The sequence below is a fragment of the Dyadobacter sp. genome (genome assembly GCF_017744695.1).
Lineage (GTDB): Bacteria > Bacteroidota > Bacteroidia > Cytophagales > Spirosomataceae > Dyadobacter.
The window spans coordinates 823,764-843,938 of sequence record NZ_JAGIAS010000003.1 but is presented as its reverse complement, the minus strand read 5'-3'; the positions used below and the strand labels follow the sequence as shown (position 1 = coordinate 843,938).

General features: G+C 50.7%; 15 protein-coding genes. 7 read left to right on the top strand and 8 right to left on the bottom strand.

Annotated elements, in window-relative coordinates:
• The first annotated feature begins 2 nt into the window (after positions 1-2).
• Positions 3-1,502: a RagB/SusD family nutrient uptake outer membrane protein gene (locus J7619_RS15525; RefSeq protein ID WP_291200036.1), complete on the top strand. Its 1,500-nt coding sequence runs from the start codon at positions 3-5 to the stop codon at positions 1,500-1,502.
• Between the two features lie 86 nt (positions 1,503-1,588).
• Here J7619_RS15525 and J7619_RS15520 read toward each other — a convergent pair whose 3' ends face one another.
• The 7 genes from J7619_RS15520 to J7619_RS15490 all read right to left on the bottom strand — a co-directional run bounded on the left by J7619_RS15520 (position 1,589) and on the right by J7619_RS15490 (position 13,146).
• Complete coding sequence (locus J7619_RS15520; protein ID WP_291200033.1) at positions 1,589-2,680, bottom strand: phytase; 1,092 nt, start codon at positions 2,678-2,680, stop codon at positions 1,589-1,591.
• Between the two features lie 127 nt (positions 2,681-2,807).
• On the bottom strand, positions 2,808-4,070 hold the full coding sequence (locus tag J7619_RS15515; RefSeq protein ID WP_291200030.1) for a right-handed parallel beta-helix repeat-containing protein: 1,263 nt from the start codon (positions 4,068-4,070) through the stop codon (positions 2,808-2,810).
• A gap of 39 nt (positions 4,071-4,109) precedes the next feature.
• Positions 4,110-6,866, bottom strand: a complete 2,757-nt coding sequence (locus J7619_RS15510) for a TonB-dependent receptor (RefSeq protein WP_291200027.1) — start codon at positions 6,864-6,866, stop codon at positions 4,110-4,112.
• 246 nt (positions 6,867-7,112) lie between these two features.
• Entirely contained in the window at positions 7,113-8,828 is a 1,716-nt protein-coding gene (locus J7619_RS15505; RefSeq protein ID WP_291200024.1) for a tetratricopeptide repeat protein, read from the bottom strand.
• 71 nt (positions 8,829-8,899) lie between these two features.
• On the bottom strand, positions 8,900-10,228 hold the full coding sequence (gene xylA / locus J7619_RS15500; protein WP_291200021.1) for a xylose isomerase: 1,329 nt from the start codon (positions 10,226-10,228) through the stop codon (positions 8,900-8,902).
• 236 nt (positions 10,229-10,464) lie between these two features.
• Positions 10,465-12,582: a peptidylprolyl isomerase gene (locus J7619_RS15495; protein ID WP_291200019.1), complete on the bottom strand. Its 2,118-nt coding sequence runs from the start codon at positions 12,580-12,582 to the stop codon at positions 10,465-10,467.
• Between the two features lie 138 nt (positions 12,583-12,720).
• Positions 12,721-13,146 carry a hypothetical protein gene (locus tag J7619_RS15490; protein ID WP_291200017.1) on the bottom strand — a complete coding sequence of 142 codons (426 nt, stop codon included), beginning with the start codon at positions 13,144-13,146 and terminating at the stop codon, positions 12,721-12,723.
• A gap of 212 nt (positions 13,147-13,358) precedes the next feature.
• On the opposite strand from J7619_RS15490, the gene J7619_RS15485 reads away from it, so the two are divergent.
• Both J7619_RS15485 and J7619_RS15480 read left to right on the top strand, forming a co-directional pair.
• Positions 13,359-13,661 (top strand): SCP2 sterol-binding domain-containing protein, encoded by a 303-nt coding sequence (locus J7619_RS15485; RefSeq protein WP_291200014.1) that lies wholly within the window; start codon positions 13,359-13,361, stop codon positions 13,659-13,661.
• A 67-nt stretch (positions 13,662-13,728) separates the two neighbouring features.
• Complete coding sequence (locus J7619_RS15480) at positions 13,729-15,180, top strand: Gfo/Idh/MocA family protein (protein ID WP_291200012.1); 1,452 nt, start codon at positions 13,729-13,731, stop codon at positions 15,178-15,180.
• A gap of 136 nt (positions 15,181-15,316) precedes the next feature.
• Here J7619_RS15480 and J7619_RS15475 read toward each other — a convergent pair whose 3' ends face one another.
• Positions 15,317-16,036 carry a pyridoxine 5'-phosphate synthase gene (locus J7619_RS15475; protein ID WP_291200010.1) on the bottom strand — a complete coding sequence of 240 codons (720 nt, stop codon included), beginning with the start codon at positions 16,034-16,036 and terminating at the stop codon, positions 15,317-15,319.
• Between the two features lie 347 nt (positions 16,037-16,383).
• On the opposite strand from J7619_RS15475, the gene J7619_RS15470 reads away from it, so the two are divergent.
• From J7619_RS15470 to J7619_RS15455, 4 genes are all read left to right on the top strand, one after another.
• Entirely contained in the window at positions 16,384-16,833 is a 450-nt protein-coding gene (locus J7619_RS15470) for a GatB/YqeY domain-containing protein (protein WP_291200007.1), read from the top strand.
• Positions 16,830-17,363 carry a CvpA family protein gene (locus J7619_RS15465; protein WP_291200004.1) on the top strand — a complete coding sequence of 178 codons (534 nt, stop codon included), beginning with the start codon at positions 16,830-16,832 and terminating at the stop codon, positions 17,361-17,363. Before J7619_RS15470 ends, J7619_RS15465 begins: the two co-directional genes overlap by 4 nt.
• Positions 17,364-17,468: 105 nt before the next feature.
• Entirely contained in the window at positions 17,469-18,521 is a 1,053-nt protein-coding gene (gene rlmN, locus J7619_RS15460; RefSeq protein WP_291200003.1) for a 23S rRNA (adenine(2503)-C(2))-methyltransferase RlmN, read from the top strand.
• A gap of 87 nt (positions 18,522-18,608) precedes the next feature.
• Entirely contained in the window at positions 18,609-20,030 is a 1,422-nt protein-coding gene (locus J7619_RS15455; protein WP_291200000.1) for an inorganic phosphate transporter, read from the top strand.
• The last annotated feature ends 145 nt before the right edge of the window (positions 20,031-20,175 follow it).

Genomic DNA, 20,175 nt, shown 5'->3' with positions numbered 1-20,175 from the left:
CAATGACAATCATATCAAAGAAAATCGGCTTGCTCGCATTATTGAGCTTATTTGGAGCGACCAGCTGCTCCGACTTCCTGGACGAATCGGATCCCAGTAATTTCACCGAAGAAAACTACTTCACTCAGCCGGCGCACGCTCGGAGTTCTGTCAATGCAATCTACACGCCATTGCGCGAACCTATGGTAAGCGGTTTTGGTGGAGGAACATGGATGATGCCCGAGTTTGCTACCGGATTGGCTGGTACGGACCTTGGACAGGCTGTGAACAGCTATTTTATCAAGGATTTGAGAAATACGTCGGATAACACCTACGGTCAGACCTATTGGACCCAATATTACAAAGGGATTGCCGGGGCTAACCTTTCGATTGCGAGGATTCCAGGCATCACCATGGATGCCGCCGAAATGAAAAGAGTGCTTGGCGAAGCATATTTCCTTCGCGCATTCTACTATTTTCAGTTGGTTCAGATGTTCGGGAATATTCCGTTGATTACTGCACCGGTGAATCTGCAATCGGACGATCTGCGCCCGAAAGCGGCAACCCCCGAGGCCGTGTATACCCAGATCGTAGAGGATTTGAAAACGGCGGAAGCGTCTGGGTTGCCTATGACCGAAAATAGCGGTAAAGTGACGCTTGGTGCGGTGAAGTCGCTATTGGCCAAAGTTTATCTGACCATGGCCGGTTATCCATTGCAAAAAGGGGCGGCGTACTATGATCTCGCTGCGAAGAAAGCGGAGGAGGTAATCGATTCGAAGGCATTCAAGCTGTTTTCTACATATGACGACCTGCACAACCCGGCCAAGAAGAATATTGAAGAAAATATTTTCATGATCCAGTACAAGACTGGGCTGATCGCGTCCAACTGGCAGGTTTCTATCATCCCTTACAATAAGAACATCTCCGCCTATTCCGATGAAACGGGCGGTATTTATGCAACGGGCGATTTTGTAAAGTCTTACGAAGCCAACGATTTGCGCGCGAAGGAGAAGCAATTCTTCTTTACCAAATTCACCAACGAATCGGATCGTAACAAAGTGGTGGACCTCGGTGGCTATTTTATTTACAAACATTTTGATAATGTAGCCCAAACGAGCACTGCCAACAGCGATTTGAACTGGCCGGTGATCCGTTATGCAGATGTCCTTTTGATGTACGCGGAGGCTTCCAACGAGGTAGGAGGGCCGTCAGCCAAAGCTTACGAGGCTGTGAATGCGATTCGTACGCGTGCGGAGTTGCCCGCGTTGGCGGGACTTACCAAGGATACATTCCGGGAGGCTGTTTGGAAGGAGCGCTGGTATGAGCTGTGTTTCGAGAATATCACCTGGTTCGATATGGCTCGTTTGCGGAAAGCTTTCAATGTCACTACCAGGAAATTCGAGAACTACGTTGGTCACAAATTCTCTTACGGCCCTACTTTGACGGAGCGTGAACTGCTTTTCCCAATCCCGACCGCCGAAGTGCGCAACAATACGAATCTGGACCAGAACAAAGGATATTAGCAGAACAGGTTAATCATTAAACACAGTTTAATAGTAGATAGTAATCAAAAAGCCGCCGGGACTTTCCGGCGGCTTTTTTGCATCTGTTACCTTATGGATTTCAAATGCTTCCCGGCAATGTCTTCCCAACGGTAGAGATGAAACGTTTTGTCGTCGCTCATGGCTACGAACAGGCCATTCTTGAATTGCGCATTGAGCGGAATGGAAACAATATCCGAGCCGTCGCTGTGGCTCGCCTTAACGGTGACTTTCCTTAAAAGCGGGTGGTCATTGGGTTTGCCTGGCGTTCCTTCTCTTGGAAAAATTTGAAAACTATTGGCACCCTGATCCGACACGAGGATATAGCCGGTACTGTCGGTGAGCTGGTAAATTGAAATGCCTTCGTGGTCTTCGGTAAATCCATTAATAGCGAAAAGCGCCAGCTCGTCATTTCCCTTTTCAGGATCGGCGTAGTATTTGCGGACGCCCTTGCCTTCATCGGAATAATAAACGTAGCCCAGCTGGTCGTCGACGGCAATGGCTTCGATTTCCTTTAAACCACTGTATTGACCAAACTTGCGTACGAGCGATGCTTTTACCCGGCCTTTGCCATTGTCTTCCAGCAGATACTGCCAAAGGTATGTTCCGTCGGTAGGCCCCGATTTACGACCGACGATCGCATATATTTTACCGGTTCTATTCTTGTAAAGCGCAATACCCATCAAATCCCTGACATTCTCGCCGGTTTCTCCCTCAAATACTTCTATCCCGCCGTTGTCGACCGGCTTCATGTCCGGGACGCTGTAAATGCGGAGCTTGTGTGTGAAACGCTCAGTGGTAACTGCGATATCCACCGGCTTGCCCGCCAGCGTGAGGCCGTATTCGATGTCTACATTATCCGGGCGTTTCAGGCCGGTTACTGTTTTGTCACGCTGCAATTTACCCTGCAGGTCGAATACGTACAGGCCGCCATCCTGGTCTTTGTCTGTGCCAATGATGAGGCTTTGAGCCGGATCGGCGGGATTGATCCAGATCGCAGGATCGTCGGTGTCGTGGGCGACCGTATCGGTGACGAACACCGGTTGTACGATCGAGCTGATGGTGTCGGCCACGGCGGAATGGATAGGGGCGTTGTTACCGGATTGGCAGGCCACAACCATTGTAGCCAGCCCAAGGGCCGGGAGAATGAATGCTTTCACTGGTGTTAGAATATGAGTGTCGCGTGCCCGCATTGTCAGCCTGAGCGTAGTCGAAGGCATTACGCAAGATGCCTTCGACTACGCTCAGGCTGACGATGCCTTTGCACTAGGTATACTTAAATGAAAATTACTTAGTACCAAATGCACCGATATAATCGGCGGGCGCAGGCGATTTGTAGGTCACGCCGTTGATCACAATACCCTCGGCATACAGGCGGGTAAAGGTAGTTTTACCTTTGCCCAACGCTGGTGAACCTGCCTGCAAATGGAAATCCCAGGCGGTATTGAAAGCAGCATTCTTGTTATCGGTAGTTAATGGGTAGTTCACGAACTTAGGATCGTTGTCGCCCACTTTCGCTGAAATGAGGTCGTTAGTACCTTTCAGGATCTCCACCGACGGCTGGAATTGCTTCACGCCTTCTTCGGTAGCACCATAGTACAATGTGTTGTTGATGACCGAACGGTCATCCACGGACTTGTCGACATTTTCTTTTTTGATTCCAAAGCGATCGTTAGCCAGGAGGTTATTGTAAAGATCCGCGCGAACACCTTTTTCGAGCCAGATGGAACCGCCTTTGGTGGTAGGTCTCCTCCAACCGGCGTTGATAATGGTGTTGTTATAACCTACGATGTAAGCCTGCGGCGAGCGGTCGCCGGAATTAGAAAGCTTCAATGCGTTGGTATTAGGGCTGTAAACGACATTGAATGCGACATCGGCCTGCACGCCCGATTTGATATTGATCGCATCGCCGCCCGATACGCCGGTCGTGTTGAAGGTATTATTGGCAATGATCACCTTTCCGCCCTCAATGTAAAAGCCGTCCTCATTGAAATTGCGAATGGTGCTGTTCATGACCACCAGCTTGCCATTGATATTGGGATAATAAATGACCGGTACGTGCTCGCCGGCAACGGCTTTGTACAATTTTGCTTTGACCGACGGTGATTCGTCGGTCGTTACCGCGCCGCCGTATTCGAGAATGGTGTTGTTCATGACGAACTCGGCCGATGTCGGTGCTGCGATGAGCCCGCCCCAAAGGTTACCAAACAGGTTATCGGCCGTTTTCCATGCATCGGGCACGGTGAATTTCACCGGCGCAGCGGCAGTACCGAGGCTGTACAGGTTACCTTTCACTACCACTTCCGGCTTAATGACCGAATCGCTGAAAAGTACCGTTACGCCTTCCTCGATCGTGAGGGATTTGCCTTCCGGGATTTGAATGTGACCGGTCACTTTGTAGGTATTGCCTTTGGTCCAGGTGCCGGAAACTTCGCCGGATACCGATTCCTCGGTTGGTTTTGGATCTACGGGCGTTGGGTCGGATTTGTCGTCGCTGCAACCGGTGATGAGGAATGCGGCGAGCGCTGAAAGCATGAATAGCTGTTTCATTTTGGATTGGTTCATGAGATTTAAAATTTTGATGACTGATTAAAATTTATAGCGTACGCCAAGCAGGTAGGAGCGTTGGTAACGGTCTCGGCGGATAAGCGTTTTTCCCGGCAGGTCCTGGTTCGGGATGTTGACATTGGAAGCACTGGTATTTTTCATGTAAACTTCCATCGGCGTGTCGAGGAGATTGTTGGCTTTCAGGAACACGCCGAGCCCATTGCGGAAGGTTTTTTCAACAGAGGCATCCATTTGAATAAATCCTTTTTGCCAGAGGTCGTTGTCAAGGAACTGCGACACCGTGTTGATACGGTCGCCCGTGTAGCCGCCTGCGAGCTGCGCATCGATGCCGTTCTTCTGATTTTTATAGAGAACCGAGAGGTTGGCAACATGCGCTGATTGTCCGTAAAGCGGCCGCGTTTGATCCACATTGATCGTTTCCAGGTCGCCGTTCTCGTTGCGTATGCGCCTGGATTTGGGCGTGGTAATGCGCGAATGCGTGTAAGTGTAGTTGGCTTTGATGCCGAACTGCTTCACGTATTTGATATAGTCGATTTCGAGACCGTAGTTCTTCGCATTCCCGAAATTGCCGGGTGAATAGTAAATGTCCTGTCCACGGATGGCGTCGCGTTGGAGCGTGTATTCGATCGGGTCTTTGATCATTTTGTAAAAAACACCCACCATAAATTGCTCCGAAGCGCGGGGGAAGAGCTCGTAGCGCAGGTCGATATTGTCCGCAATGGCGCGTTTCAGGTCGGGATTGCCGCGTTCCTGATATTCTTCGTTCACGATACGGTAAGGGACGATCTCGAAGAAGCCCGGGCGGTTGACCGAACGGAAGTACGAGGCCCGGAGATTAATGTGGTCCTCCGGCTTGTATTTGAGGTGCAGGCTTGGCAGAAAATCGGTGTATTTCTGGTTGCCGTCAGGCCGGTCTTCCCCAATCGAGAAACGCATTGTGTAGCCCTGATCGGTGTTCTCCACACGGATGCCGCCGAGTATTTCCAGGTTCTTCGTTTCGGCCTTAAATTGTATAAAACCGGCTTTGATTTGTTCGCTAGCATCGTAGGTCAATGCACTTCCTACCGAGCCGCGGGGGTTCTGGATTGTCCAGCGGATATGGGTATAGTCGGTAAAATCCTTTCCGTACTCCGCAAACGGGTCGGCCGGGCGTAACTGGTAGTTGTTATAAAAATTAGAGCGCGATTTGTCGCGGAATAACCCACCTGCCGTCCATTCCACCTGCGTTGAGCCTATGGTTGTATTGTAAATCAGATTGAGGTAACCCGACCAGTCACGGTCGGAATTATGCTCCCAACGGCGTGATGCATCGCCTACCGTCGTTTTTCTTTCCTGGAAATTCTGCCTGATACCGGTTAGCGGCACGGTCATGTTGTCGGGAACCTCGTTGGTGGCTTTGGAATACACGGCCGACCATTGCAATGCGAGCGCGTCGAGCAACTGGTGCTTGCCTTGTAATGTGCTGTTGAATATCTGCTGTTTGGTCAACCGCGAGCGGGTGGAGTAGCTGAGGGACGCATTACCGGCCACCGGATCGTAGCCGCCGATGGTCAATTGGGTAGATTTTACATCCCTTACCTGCACATTGGTCAGGTTCATGAATGCATTGTAGAACTGTATTTTGTGTTTCTCGTTGAAACGGTAATCCATTTTCGAATGCAGGCCATAGCGGATCTGCTGTTCCGAATACCGGCGTTCGCTCATTTTCGTGAGCGCTTCACCGCGCAGCGTATCCACCGCTTCCGAGTCGAAGAAAAGGCTGTTGCTTCCTCGGTGGGTATTCTGGTAGCTTCCCGCAAGCAGGATACCCAGCTTGTCGTGCAGGAAGCGGTTGCCTATCGCAATGCTGCCCAGCAGATTGGGTGCCGGTGTTTTGAGTTTATAGTTGACGGCTGCCGTCGAAAAATCGGCCGAAGTGGCATTGTACTGGTTGCCGTTCAGTTCATAGGGCGATTTGGATTGAATGCTTCTGAAATCATAGCCCATAAACTTGCGGTCTATGAACAGCTCATTATAGCCGGTGGAGACATTGGCTGAGAAGGTTAACTTGTCCGGCGCATCTTTCATGACCATATTCACCGCACCGCCGATCGCGTCGCCTTCCATGGCGGGCGTCAACGCCTTATACACTTCCAGGCGGTCGAGGAGGTCAGAGGGGAAGATATCCAGCGGGACGTAGCGGTATTTGTTATCCGGGCTGGGGATCTTCACCCCGTTCACGAGGGTGTAATTGTACCGCTTGTCCATGCCGCGCAGGATCGCGTATTGGCCGTCCCCATTGCTGTTGCGTTCAATGGAAATGCCAGAAATGCGCTGGATCACGTTTGCGACGGTGAGGTCGGGGGAGATCTGGATGGTTTTGCCGGAAACGATATTCATCACCTGGCTCGCATTGCGTTCCATAAGCCGGGCGGTGTTGTCGCTTGCGCCGTCGCGCTTGCCGGTAATAGCTACTTCGTCCAGTTTCAGGCCGGCTGCGGCTTGCAGGGAAAGCTCCATTTGAACTATCTCATTACCATTAATCGCAAATTCCTTTTGCATGGGCGCATAGGAGATGTGGCGGATATGGAGACGGTAGTAGCCCTTTTGAAGATTAGGAATCGCGAATGAGCCATCGAGACCCGAAATGTCGTGCAATTGGGTGCCTTCAATAGAGATTACCACGCCCAATGCAGGCTCGCCGGTGGCCGCTTCGATAAGCTTGCCTTTCAGCGTCCCCGCATAGAGGCTGGTGAATGTGAATAGGAGCAGGAGGATATACAGGTAAATTCGGATCATCGCATCAATATGTTATTGGCTGTCGGCTGTCGGCTGTCGTATTTTTTTGCGATGCGAAGGTGTGCAGAACAAAGTCAGTGATCCAAATCAGTCCCGTTAACAAAAGGGCAACAGGGTATTTCGGAGCGTTACATCAAGGCAACAAGCGTTGCGATGGGTAGTCAACTCGCTGTTGTCCAGTGGTTTAAGCCCCAGGTTGTTGCCATTATGTTTGCGTTACGCGACTGTTAAGAAATCATTAACAGCCTAGATCGACTGGATAAAAGCAGAAAGGTTGTCGCCCGCGGCGAGGTTCAGTTTCTTGCGCAGGCGGTGGCGGATTACGCGCAGGCTGTCTTGCGAAATGCCGAGAAGCGTGGCAATGTCGGTAGAAGTAAGGTTCATTTTGATCAGGGCGATCAGCCGGAGGTCATTGGCCGTGAGCGGACCGGTTTGCTGTTGGAGGCGGTCGAAAAACGACTGGTGTACCTGCTCGAATATCCCCCGGAACTCTTCCCAATGCTGGTTATCCTGCAAACCCTCGCCAATCTGTTCAGACAGCGCTTTGATCTGTTTCCGCTGGTCGCGTTTGTCGTCTTTGATCATTTCGTCGAGCTTGGCGCGGAGGTCTTCCAGCAGCTGGTTTTTGCGGATCACGTGCAGGGTGTAGCTGCTTAGTTCCTGCGTTTTGGTTTCGAGTTGTTGTTTGAGGTGTTCTTCTTCCAGCTTTTTATTTTTCAATTCAACCTCCATCAGCTGGTTTTGCGCTTCGTACACTTGCTTGTGCTGTGCGCGGAGTTTTTGCTCGTTCCGGATTTTGAGGCGCTGCCGGCTGATGATCAACGCAGCCACGACGATAACCAGTATGACCACGATACCCGTCGCGATGGAGATCAGTGTATCAATGCGCCTGGCCTGGGTCAGCTGTTCAATCTCATTATCCTTCTTCTCGATTTCGTATAGTGTTTGCAGCAATGCGAGCTGCTTGTTGCTTTCTTCGGAGTAAATGTCGTTGAGCAGGCTGCGGCTCAGCGTGAGGTAATGGAATGCGCTATCATTGCGTGCGAGGAGGTTGTAGGCTTTGGAAATATCATTGTAGGCGCTCGAAATCTGGTACCGCTCGCCGCTGGTTTGGGCGAGTTGCAAACTCTGGAAGCTGTATGTCAGTCCCTCGCGGAACTTCCCGGTTTTTCGCAGCACATCGCCCAGGTTGTTCACCACTTCCACCTGCGCGCGTGCGTTATGCGTTTGCGTATTGAGCGCGTAAGCTTTGTTGAAATAGAAATAGGCCGAATCGTATTTTTCGAGGTCTTCGTAAATGCTGCCGATGTTTTCGTAAATCTTCGCAGCGCCGTCGGTATGGCGGTCGAGCTGATAGGATTGCAGGGCTTTGCGCTGGAAATGGAATGCGCTGTCGTACATTTCGCGCTTTTCGTAAAGATGCCCGATACGCCCGTAAACCTCTGCCTTGCCGGATTCCTGCCGGAGGTTTTGGTAAATCACCAATGCTTCGTCGTATTGTTTCCGGGCTAGTTGTGGCCTGCGCGTGCGGTAGTACAGCTCCCCGAGCATGTTGAGGTTCCCGGCCAGCATCTTTTTCTGATCACGGTTGCGGAATATCTTTTCGGCTTGCAGCAAGTAGTCGAGCGACTGCGGGTAATGTCCCGAAATAAAAAGTAACCTTCCTATTTGCTGTAAATAACCTGCGGCTTCCGTGTCATTATTCCTGCCGACGGCCGCATTATATTTTGCTTTCAGGCCTATCAACAAAGAATCCGGGTTCTGCGGGCTTGCCGGAATGTTCCGTTCCGGCTCCTGGGCAAATGCGGTTGGGACAAACAGGCAGGATATTGAAATGAGCCACTCCGCAAGCAGCATAATGCCGGGCAGGATAGGGGAGGGCGAATACTTCTTGGCGCGGCCGGTATGCATGGCAGAAAGCGCTGGGTTAATTTCACGCAAGTTACGGCGAGGTACCTGCATGAATGGCAAAAGCCATTGAAATACATCAATGGCTTTTGAAAATTAATATTGAGGTAACATGAAAGTTAATCTCAGATGAACCGGTTGATCAGGTTTTCGAGGTACTCCTGTTTGCCGGAAGTCGTTGCTGGTTCGCCTTTGGTGGCTGCAAGGTCGAACAGGTCTTCGAGTCTCAATGCACCTTTTTCGAATTCGGCTCCTTTACCGCTGTCGAAGCTTGCGTAGCGGTTTTTACGGATTTCGTCGTATGCACCGTTCCGGATGATCTTGTCGGCAATCACCAATGCACGTGCCACGGTGTCGATACCGCCGATGTGCGCGTGGAATACGTCATCCACGTCGGTTGAGTTGCGGCGACGTTTTGCATCGAAGTTGATACCACCACCTTGCAGACCGCCTGCATTCAGGATCACGAGCAATGCGCGGGTCCATTCGGCGATGTCGTTAGGAAACTGGTCGGTATCCCACCCGTTCTGGTAGTCACCGCGGTTGGCGTCGATCGATCCCAGGATGCCTGCGTCGGCCGCTACCTGCAATTCATGCTCGAAAGTGTGGCCAGCCAATGTAGCGTGGTTCACTTCGAGGTTCAGGCTGAAATCGGCCAGCAGGTCGTGCTGACGAAGGAAGCCGATTACGGTTGCTGCATCGTAGTCGTACTGGTGTTTTGTAGGCTCGCAAGGTTTCGGCTCGATGAAGAACTTACCTTTGAAGCCATTTGCACGGGCATAGGCTACCGATATTTTCAGCATTTGTGCGAAGTGTTCCTGCTCGCGCTTCATGTCGGTGTTCAAAAGGCTCATATAACCTTCGCGACCACCCCAGAACACGTAGTTTTCACCTCCAAGAGCGATGGTAGCATCCAAAGCCATTTTGACCTGTGCGCCGGCGTGTGCCACCACGTCGAAGTCAGGGTTAGTGGAAGCGCCGTTCATATAGCGGTGGTGACCAAAAAGGTTGGCAGTTCCCCAAAGGAGTTTCACGCCCGACGCTTTTTGTTTTTCACCCAAATAGGCAGTCAGGGCTTGTAAACGCTTTTCGTTGGTACGCACGTCGTCGGCGTAATCGACTACGTCTACATCGTGGAAGCAATAGTAAGGAAGACCCAGCTTGGTAATGAACTCGAATGCAGCATCCGCTTTGTCTTTTGCGCGATCAACGGCATCCGCTTTTTTATCCCATGGGTAGAAAAGCGTAGGTCCGCCGAACGGGTCCAGACCGGCTCCGCAGAATGTATGCCAGTAAGCCACCGCAAAGCGCAGGTGGTCTTTCATTGTTTTGCCGGCGATAATACGGTTTTCGTCATACCAGCGGTAAGCCAGTGGGTTGTCGGTTTCCGGGCCTTCGAAAGAGATCTTTCCGATACCCTTAAAATACTCCTGTTCTCCGAGTAGAATGCTCATTTTAATGTAGTTAATCGTTTTCTAATGGTTAAATAGACAGTCCGGTGGGGCATAAAGGGGGAGTGCTTTTTCCCTTCCTCCATCCTCCTTTTTCCCTGTTTTAATTAATAAGTGTAAAATTGACATTTCATACTGCAATACTATCACTTTTTTCTGAAAAATTTGCAGTGCCAATAAAAAAGAGGAGCAGATTTAATTTCTGCTCCTCTCGGGATAAGTTTTTAAGCGGTTTTTGATCAGAAGAACTTCGCGCGGTGGTCTTCGATTTTCGCGTTTTCACGGATGGCTTCATTCACCAGGTACGACATCCGGCTTTCCAGGGATTGGGTCAGCTGTGTTTTGTACTGGGTAAAGTCAGCGATCTTAGGCGCGTCTGTTTTGCTCGAAAGCTCCACGATGAACACACCATTTTCGCCGGTGAACACACCTGATTTTTGGCCTGCTTTCAAACCGAATGCTTTTCCAAGTGCGATAGGGTCGAAACCTGCGCTGGTAAGGAAGCCGGTTGCCAGTGAAATATCGTTGGCAGACTCAACCAACGCACCTGCGCCGTATTTTTTCGCGATGTCTTCCAGTGAGCCGGTTGCGCCTTTCAGCTTGGCAGTGATTTGCTCTGCTTTGATCTGGTTACGCACTTTGGTAGTCAACTCGTCGCGGAAGTCATCCACTTTCACATCATTTGCATCCGATTTGCCAGTCAGAACAGCTACAACATATTGTTCTTCAGTTTCGAACACCGGTGATACGTTGGAAGTTTTGGTATCGTCCTTGAATGCCCATCTCACGATGTCACGTGCATTCTGGATGGCGTTGATATTGGTTGCAGATTCAGGAATGCGGTTCGCATTGGCCAGAACCAGCGCTTTGTTTTTCTTAACGGCTTCTTCGAACTGCTCGCGGCTTTTTACAGCGTTCGCAAATTCATCTGCTTTTCTGTAAGCTTCGTCACGTGTAGCCTGGCTTGGAGCGATGGTCTTACCAATAGTGGCAATGCGGTACAGTGTATTCGATTTCGGAGCGGTTACTTTAATGATGTGGAAACCGAACTGGCTTTCTACCAGACGTGGGATCAGGCCGGGAGCGGTTGCCGAGAATACAGCTTCTTCAAATGGTTTCACCATGGCGCCGTTGTTCTGGAAGTAGCCCAGGTCACCACCGCGTTGCGCCGAACCGGGATCCGCGCTGGAAGTAGCAGCCAACGCTTCGAAGTTAGCACCCGCCTTGATTTGTGCCAGGATACCTTCTGCTTTTACACGTGCAGCCGCTTTTGCGGAATCCGACTGGTTTTCAGCGCGGATCAGGATGTGGCTTGCCTTGGCAGATGAAACGGTGTCGGAACGGGTTCCTCCGTATTTGTAGATATAATAGGTATTGCCTTCACGGTAAGGTCCGTAAACACCTCCCGGAACGAACGTCTTCACCGCTTCTTTCAACTGGTCGCTCATGGTAGCGTACGACTGGTTGATCGGAGTCGGGATGTCGCTGTTCATCGCGGCAAATGCAGAGTCGCTTTGAGCAGTGGCAAGGCCGCGTGCGAGTTCTTTGATCTCGGTGTACAATGCCGCGCTGTCGTCTTTCGCAGGCTGAACCGGGAACGTTACGTACTCGATGGAGCGGGTATCGGTTCCTTTGTATTCTTTCTTGTGCGCGCTCAGGTATTCCTGCAGTTGCGCGTCGGTTACTTTAATGGTAGTATCTACAACCGAGAAATAAGGTACGTACAGATAGCGGAGATTGGCTTTGGTATTTTGCGCTACGTACTCTTTTTCAGCTTGTGCTTTGGGAGTGTAGGTCGAGAGGCGAAGCATGTTTTCATATTTCGCACGGGTACGTTCTTCCCGAAGGCTCTTTTCAAAATTCTCCCAGGATTTTTGTTGCTCCAACGGAAGGGTTTTGAGGTTTTTCAGGTAGTTAACCACCGCATTCTTGTCGAAACGGCCAGTGGTAGGATCTGAAAATGCTTGCAGAATCGATGGGCTGATGTGGTTTCCCTGTACCATGTCGTACAGTTCTTCGTCAGTTACCGTCAGCCCCAGCTTGTCGTATTGCTTTTTGTAAGCAATGTCCACCACGAACTGGTTCCAGGCCTGATCTCTCAAAGAAGCGAGCTCGCCTTCATTCAGGCTGCGGCCCGACTGAGCCTCGTAATTCTGACGGAACCCGTCCACCCGGCTTTGAAAATCTTTGATATTAATTTCTTTCCCGGCAATCTCTCCCACGATTTGGTTGTTGTTGCCGCCCAGAAGGGAATTAGGGCCCAGCAAATCGCCTCCAACCATAAAAAGAATTAAACTGATAGCGATAACCGTGACGGCTATCCCGGATTTTTCTCTGATTTTGTTAATTAAAGCCATTTTCTCGATTCAAATTAGTGCGCAAAATAAAAAGTTTTCTTTGTGGAATGCAAGACCTTACATCCCTATTTACAATTATTGGTAACATCCGGACGTTGCGCGGCGGGCCGGAGAGAGCAAGAGGATGGTTGCGGGGCTTTAATACATGTGTTTCAGATTGAAAGCGTAGAGGATCGCCATGAAAATGCTGAAAAATACGCCGGCCATGGCGGTAATGACACCCATCCAGCCGCCGATCATTAGCAATGGCGCCGCAAACGCAACGGCCATGCCGCCCAGGTAGAGGTAATAACCCCTCCGTTGCAGGTTCCACATCAGGTAAGCGGCGTACAGCGAAAGTGATTCGAAAATGAGCATGATAATGGCGCCGGTTTTGATATTTTCGGCGGTAGTCTGCTCAATTACAGCCTCAAACATTTTGTCCATCGTCTTCGCTTCGGTGGTGTTACCCTGGCGTTCGAGGTTTTCACGGACGGCCTCAAACGTTTCGCGGGTTTTGTCGGCAGTAATACCCGGGTTCCAGAGCCTTTCGGATTGCGTCCAAAGGCCTGAAACAGCACTCATGAAAGTAAGAAAACACAAAATCGTAAGGAACGTGGGGCGATTCACAGGTGCACTCATTCAGTTAGTAACAGATCAGCAGGGTTTCTGATGAAGGATGTAAAATTTGCCGTTTTCGGTGAAAACACCAAAGGCATTTGAATATTCTTCCAGTCGGCCTACATTTGTCGTTTTTTAATCCAATTTAAATTCAAACTTTCTAACAAACAGTACTTATGAGCCTTCAAATTCTGACTGAACGCATTGCAAATATCCTGGGGACCGATAGCGGACTGGATGCCACAGCCAAATTTGTGACCGACGAAGGAGTCCTGTTTGTCGATGGTAAATCCGTACCCAACAGCGTTTCCAACACCGATGCGGAAGCCGATGCTACCTTTGAAGTTTCGGTGAAAAATGCATTGAAACTTATTGACGGCGACCTGAACGCTATGATGGCGCTCATGACCGGCAAATTGAAAATAGACGGCGATATGGGTGTGGCGATGAAGATCGCAGAAACCTTCGGACGCCGATAGTAGGCTTTCAGGCCGGGTGCCTTTTTTTCTGGTATACCATCAGTTTTCAACAAACGATCACGCAGGCATGGAAAACCACGAGAAGGCATCCGGAAATACCACCAAAAGAAGGGATTTTATAAAGGCCGGCGCATTGGCGGCTGGCGGGTTTATGATCGTCCCGCGGCACGTGCTGGGACGCGGTTTTACCCCTCCGAGCGACAAGCTTAATATCGCGGCGGTAGGTTGTGGCGGCAAGGCCGACTTCAATATCAAACAGGCCTATAATAATGGTACGGAAAACATCGTCGCGCTCTGCGATGTCGACGACCGTCAATCTGAAAAGTACCGCAAGCAATTCCCCAACGCACCTTATTACAAGGACTTCCGCAAGATGTTCGAGAAGGAGGCCAAGACGTTCGACGCCGTCATCGTCACCACGCCCGACCATATGCATTACCCCATAGCGATCGCCGCCATGGAACTCGGGAAGCATGTGTATGTGGAAAAGCCTTTAACCAAGGATATTTGGGAGGCCAGGATGCTGACGGAAGCAGCGAAAAAATACAAAGTAGTCACCCAAATGGGCAACCAGGGAAGCAGCAGCGACGGCACGCGCAACACGGAAGCGCTCGTACAGTCGGGGGCGATTGGCGATGTGCATACCATTGAAGTGTGGACGGACCGTCCCGTGTGGCCGCAGGGAGTGAAATCGCCCAAGGACAAAGGAGAGTCGCAACCGGTTCCTGCCGGTGTTGACTGGGACCTGTGGCTCGGTACTGCGCCCAAACGCGACTACCACGAAGCCTACATGCCTTTCCGCTGGCGTGGTTACTGGGATTTCGGCACCGGCGCATTGGGGGATATGGGCTGCCATTTCCTGGACGTGCCGTTCCGTGCATTGAAACTCGGGTACCCAACTTCGGTAGAATGCAGCGTCGGCTCTGTCTACGCCGATTTCTTTCAGCAGGCATTCTTCGACGATGTAGCACCGCCTTCCGCGAATATCCATTTGAAATTCCCCTCCAAGACACCGGGAAAGGAAATCAACCTGAATTGGTACGATGGCGGCATGCGCCCGCAACTGCCCGATGGCTGTGACTACAAGACGGTTTTCGGCAGCGTGGATGGCGGAATGTTATTTATTGGTACAAAGGGCATTATCAGCGCGGAAATGTTCGGGGAAAACCCGAGGTTATGGCCGGAGAAGAAATTTGCAAACGTTCGGATCGCTACCAAGCCGCGTGCCTTGGTGCAAGGTGGTTGGCCGGGGCACCAGCAGCAGTTTGTGCAGGCTTGTAAAAAAGGATATGGCGCTTACACGAGTTCTTCGTTCGACCAGTCGGGCCCTTTGACGGAAATCGTGCTGATGGGTAACCTGGCGGTACGCTCGTACCTGCACCGCGAAGCGAAAGCGGATGGGAAAGGCTTTACATTCCCGGGCCGCCAGCGATTGATGTGGGATGGTACTAATATGAAGATCACCAATTTTGATGTGGCGAACCGGTTTGTGAAGAGGGAGTATAGGACGGGGTGGTAAAAATCGAGGCGCTGGCGCGAAGCTCCTGCTTAGTGCCGACTATTCGCAGGCCTCCGGCCGGCCAGACACGCGAGACTGGCCGGCCGGAGGCCTGCGAATAACGTGCGCGAACGTAGACGTCCGCGCCAGCTACGCATTACAACTCCAACTCCCGCAGATACATTTGGATCGTATTCTCCAATCCTATATATAATGCATCGCAAATCAATGCGTGGCCGATGGACACTTCATCCAGCCATGGGATGCTTTGTTTCAGGAAATGCAGGTTATCGAGGCTGAGGTCGTGGCCCGCATTCAGGCCAAGGCCGACTTCCCGGGCCTTTTCAGCAGCTTTGATGAATGGGAGAACCGCTTTCTGACGGTTTTCAAAATAACCGGCTGCAAATGGCTCGGTGTAGAGTTCCACACGGTCGGCGCCGCAGATTTTGGCACCTTCCACCATGTCCTCATCCGGATCTACGAAGACAGAAACCCGGATTCCGGCTGATTTGAAAGTGCCTACAAGATCGGTGAGTTGTGCACGGTGGGTAATCGTATCCCAGCCTGCGTTGGAAGTGATCGCGCCCAATGCATCCGGTACGAGCGTTACCTGGTCGGGCTTACTGGCGAGTACCAGCTCCACAAATTTCTTTTCCGACGGGTTGCCTTCGATATTAAACTCGGTCGTAACGAACTCACGGAGGTCGTATACATCCTGGTAACGGATATGCCGTTCGTCGGGCCGGGGGTGTACGGTAATGCCCTGTGCCCCGAACCGCTCGCAGTCCAGCGCCACTTTCAATACATTGGGATTGTCACCGCCACGAGAGTTACGAAGGGTGGCGATCTTGTTGATGTTGACGCTAAGACGGGTCATGTTTGGAATGATTGAATGACTGAATGATTGAATGATTGAATGGGAGTGTGTGGTAATGAGTGAATGTGTGAATGAGTGAATGAGTGAATGATGGCGGGTGGGAACCGAGTTTTCAAGTGAATTGCTAACTTTGCCAGCCTGACACAAATTTAGCATTTGAGTGCTTAAAAACACTTTCAAAGCTAATTTTTAGCCCAAATCAATTTTCAAACAATAAATGACCGATTGACAATACCTGACTTTCACAGAACAAACATTCACTCATCGCTCCGGCGACGCGGTCAAAATTCTGACATTCACTCATTCAATCATTCACTCATTCACTCATTCAATCATTCAACATTACCATGTCACTAAAAACACAAGTAGAATCCGGTATCAAAGACGCGATGCGTGCCAAAGATCAGGATACATTGCGTGCATTGCGCGCCATTAAGTCGTTGATTTTGTTGGAGGAAACCAAGGGCGGCGCCAGCGGAGAACTTTCTGCGGAGGATGAATTGAAACTGCTTACCAAGGCGGCAAAGCAACGCCGCGAGTCGGCCGATATTTACAAAACGCAAGGCCGCGCCGACCTTCTGGAAAAAGAAGAAGCAGAGCTGGCGGTTATTGAGCAGTTCCTGCCGAAGCAATTGAGCGAGGACGAGGTGAAAGCCAAGTTGCAGGAAATCATCGCACGCGTAGGCGCTTCCGGGCCTTCGGATATGGGCAAAGTAATGGGCGTAGCCACCAAGGAACTGGCCGGACAGGCCGAGGGCCGCGTCGTTTCTGCGCTGGTTAAGGGATTGCTCGCATGAAATTACTGGATGTTCTCATCCTTCTTCCCCTGCTATGGGGCGCATTACATGGTTACCGCAAAGGCCTGCTGATCGAGATCATCGGGATTCTGGGCATGGTAGTAGCCATGGTTTTGGGTTTCAAATTTTTGGGCTTGGGGATGGAGGTCCTCACGCCCTATTTCAGTGAAGGTGTCGCGCGGAAAATCCTGCCTTATGTGGGTTTTTCGGCGATTTTCTTTCCTACTATTTTTTTATTGAATCAATTCGGCTACACCATCCGGCGGTCGCTGCGGTACTCTATTCTCGGTACGTTCGACAGTTTTGCCGGGGCGATGGTGGGCGTTTTTACGTGGGTTTTCGGTATCAGCGTGTTTTTCTGGCTCGTGGACGCGATTGGTGTGAAGATCCCCGCGCACCGCACGGATGATACTTATTTGTATCCGCTCGTAGTGCCGGTAGCGCCTACGGTGATCACCAAAGGATTGTCGCTGATGCCCAAAGGAACCGACATTATCCGCGAATGGAAACGCGATTACCTCGAAGATTGAACTTTCAATTTTCCGGCTCGGTTAAGCATTCGTTATTGACTTTCAGTACCTTTGCAGAAAATTTACAGTTGAATGCCCTGTGTGTTTGACAGATTATAGCAGAAAATGACCACGATACAGCAAAAGCAGGACATCCGTAAACTCAATGTCGACCAGATCAAAACCTGGATGACCGAACACGGAGAGAAGGCTTTCAGGGCAAAACAGATATATGAATGGATCTGGAAAAAATCAGCCCATTCATTCGACGAAATGACCAACCTCTCGCTCGCCACGCGCCAGTTGATGAACGAGTATTTCGTGATCCATTCGCTGGATGTTGCCAAGAAGCAGCACAGCAACGACGGCACGATCAAATCCGCATTCAAACTTTTTGATGGTAACCTTGTCGAGGGCGTGCTCATCCCCGCCACCGACCGCATGACCGCATGTGTGAGCAGCCAGGTAGGGTGCTCGCTCACGTGCAAGTTCTGCGCGACAGGCTACATGGACCGGAAACGCAACCTCGAAGCCGGCGAAATTTACGACCAGGTAGTAGCAATCGCCCGCCAGGCCGAAAGCACATTCAACGCGCCGCTCACCAACATTGTATATATGGGAATGGGTGAGCCGTTGCTGAATTATGCCAACGTGCTCAAATCGATTGAATATATTACCTCACCGGAAGGGCTCAATATGTCACCCAAACGCATTACCGTTTCTACGGCCGGCATTGCCAAGATGATCACGAAGCTGGCAGATGACGAGGTACGATTTCGCCTCGCATTGTCGCTGCACGCGGCGAATGATGAAAAGCGTAACCAGATCATGCCGATCAATGAATCGAACTCGCTCGACAACCTGGCCGAAGCATTGAATTATTTTTATAAGAAAACCGGCAACCGCATTACCTTCGAGTACATTGTTTTCAACAATTTCAACGATACTTTGCAGGATGCCAAAGAGCTTTGGGAGTTTTGCAAGCGTGTTCCAGCACGTGTGAACATCATTGAATATAACCCGATCGCCGAGGCTGATTTTAAAAATACGGAAGCCGACCGGTTGGATAAGTTTGCCGCTTTCCTGGAAGACAGGGGCGTTTCGGTACATGTGAGAAGGAGCAGGGGGAAAGATATCGATGCCGCTTGCGGGCAGCTGGCTAACAAAGAAACAAACTGAGATTAACCTGACTTAACAATTTCTTAACATTGGGTCGGCCGTTTATAAGTAGTTTTGCGTCAATAATTCAACCTATCAACTTCTTTTATGTTTGGTCTTGAAACCGACATTTTTCTCCTCCTCGCTTTTAGTATTTTAGCGGCCTGCGCGTTCGAGTTTGTCAATGGTTTCCACGATACCGCCAACGCGGTAGCGACGGTTATTTATACCAACTCCCTGAAACCGAATGTGGCGGTAATATGGTCGGGTTTCATGAATTTCTGTGGCGTATTCTTTGGCGGTATCGCCGTGGCCATGGGGATTGTGAACCTGCTTCCGGTGGAATTGCTGATCGACCAGAACGTCTACCACAGTGCCGCGATGGTCTTCGCACTACTTTTCAGCGCCATCATCTGGAACCTGGGGACCTGGTATTTCGGTTTGCCGAGTTCCAGCTCGCACACGCTCATCGGTTCGATCCTCGGCGTGGGTCTTGCATTTACATTAATGCCTGAAAATACACAGGGAACCGGCGTGAACTGGTCGAAAGCACAAGAGTTGTTCATGTCGTTGCTGACCTCGCCGATTTTCGGTTTTGCGCTCGCGATCATTATTATGTTTATTCTGAGAAGATCGTTGTCCAAGCCGCTCCGCGAGATTGTTTTCAGCGAGCCTAAGAAAAACGAAGCGCCGCCTATCTGGATCCGCGCCATTCTGATCACTACCTGTACATTGGTAAGCTTCTTCCACGGTTCCAATGATGGGCAGAAAGGAGTGGGGCTTGTGATGCTCATCCTGATCGGTATTGTACCTGCGCATTTTGCATTGGATAATTCCAAAGACCCGGTCGAAATGAAAACCGACCTTGTGGGTATCGAGCGGGCCGTGAACAGCATCGATTCATCCCGCCTGTCGATCTCCGACCGCGCACATTTGTATACGATTAAAGCCGAACTGACCCATTTGCAGGCGCAGATCAACAGCCCGTTGCCTGAGCACCGCCTGCCGAAAGAGCTCCGTATGGAGGCACGTCGTTCGTTGTTGCTGGTGAGCCGTAATATCAAGACGATCCTCGACAACGGCCAGGCTAATCTGAATGCAACCGACCTCGCATTCCTGAAAAAACAATCGGGCAGCGAGCACGGCATCAGAAGATACACCGACTACGCGCCGGACTGGGTTATCCTCATGATTTCACTTTCTCTCGGCCTTGGAACAATGGTAGGCTGGAAGCGGATTGTGGTAACAATTGGGGAGAAGATCGGAAAGCAGCATTTAACTTACGCACAGGGTGCTTCCGCTGAGTTAGTGGCGGCGAGTACCATCGGGGTGTCGTCTTACCTGGGCCTTCCGGTAAGTACCACGCACGTACTTTCATCCGGTATTGCGGGTTCAATGGTAGCCAGCAAAGGGGTGAAAAACCTGCAAGGTGGCACGATCCGTAACATCGTGATTGCGTGGGTTTTGACATTGCCTGTCACCATGTTGCTGGCAGGAACGCTGTACGCTTTTTTCCGCTGGATATTGTAGGACTATCATTCATACAAGCATCAAAAAGCCGTCGGGACCGTTCCCGGCGGCTTTTGTTTTAATGTAGCCGTCGCACTTTCTTTGCTTTTCATTGGTTTAATATCGTAAATTCGGCATGGATTTTAGTGTTAAATAAAAGCCAATT

What these genes read in the sequence shown, in the direction of transcription:
- J7619_RS15455 (WP_291200000.1), top strand. Translation starts at nt 18,609, where the DNA reads ATGTTTGGTCTTGAAACCGACATTTTTCTCCTCCTCGCTTTTAGTATT.
- J7619_RS15475 (WP_291200010.1), bottom strand. Translation starts at nt 16,036, where the DNA reads ATGACCCGTCTTAGCGTCAACATCAACAAGATCGCCACCCTTCGTAAC.
- J7619_RS15525 (WP_291200036.1), top strand. Translation starts at nt 3, where the DNA reads ATGACAATCATATCAAAGAAAATCGGCTTGCTCGCATTATTGAGCTTA.
- J7619_RS15465 (WP_291200004.1), top strand. Translation starts at nt 16,830, where the DNA reads ATGAAATTACTGGATGTTCTCATCCTTCTTCCCCTGCTATGGGGCGCA.
- J7619_RS15515 (WP_291200030.1), bottom strand. Translation starts at nt 4,070, where the DNA reads ATGAAACAGCTATTCATGCTTTCAGCGCTCGCCGCATTCCTCATCACC.
- J7619_RS15505 (WP_291200024.1), bottom strand. Translation starts at nt 8,828, where the DNA reads ATGCAGGTACCTCGCCGTAACTTGCGTGAAATTAACCCAGCGCTTTCT.
- J7619_RS15510 (WP_291200027.1), bottom strand. Translation starts at nt 6,866, where the DNA reads ATGATCCGAATTTACCTGTATATCCTCCTGCTCCTATTCACATTCACC.
- J7619_RS15495 (WP_291200019.1), bottom strand. Translation starts at nt 12,582, where the DNA reads ATGGCTTTAATTAACAAAATCAGAGAAAAATCCGGGATAGCCGTCACG.
- J7619_RS15485 (WP_291200014.1), top strand. Translation starts at nt 13,359, where the DNA reads ATGAGCCTTCAAATTCTGACTGAACGCATTGCAAATATCCTGGGGACC.
- J7619_RS15470 (WP_291200007.1), top strand. Translation starts at nt 16,384, where the DNA reads ATGTCACTAAAAACACAAGTAGAATCCGGTATCAAAGACGCGATGCGT.
- xylA (WP_291200021.1), bottom strand. Translation starts at nt 10,228, where the DNA reads ATGAGCATTCTACTCGGAGAACAGGAGTATTTTAAGGGTATCGGAAAG.
- rlmN (WP_291200003.1), top strand. Translation starts at nt 17,469, where the DNA reads ATGACCACGATACAGCAAAAGCAGGACATCCGTAAACTCAATGTCGAC.
- J7619_RS15490 (WP_291200017.1), bottom strand. Translation starts at nt 13,146, where the DNA reads ATGAGTGCTGTTTCAGGCCTTTGGACGCAATCCGAAAGGCTCTGGAAC.
- J7619_RS15480 (WP_291200012.1), top strand. Translation starts at nt 13,729, where the DNA reads ATGGAAAACCACGAGAAGGCATCCGGAAATACCACCAAAAGAAGGGAT.